This window comes from Agreia sp. PsM10 (genome assembly GCF_030433855.1).
In the GTDB taxonomy this organism is placed as follows: domain Bacteria; phylum Actinomycetota; class Actinomycetes; order Actinomycetales; family Microbacteriaceae; genus Agreia.
On the sequence record NZ_JARUXC010000075.1, the window covers coordinates 1 to 245 of the forward strand.

1 pseudogene is annotated in these 245 nt (G+C 72.7%); it reads left to right on the forward strand.

From position 1 onward, the window contains the following. Positions 1 to 245: pseudogene (locus QCD70_RS19090) on the forward strand (hypothetical protein); the annotation flags it as partial.

The window sequence follows — 245 nt, forward strand, 5'->3', positions numbered from 1 at the left end:
GCGCAAGGACGTCACGCAGCTGATCAACGCCTGCGACGCCGGCCGCGAGGGCGAGCTGATCTTCCGCCTGATCGAGCAGTACGCCGGCGGCGGCAAACCGCTGGGCAAGCCGGTGGCGCGCCTGTGGCTGCAGAGCATGACGCCGCAGGCCATCCGCGAAGGCTTCGAGCAGCTGCGCAGCGACCGCCAGATGCAGCCGCTGGCCGACGCCGCGCGCAGCCGCAGCGAGGCCGACTGGCTGGTGG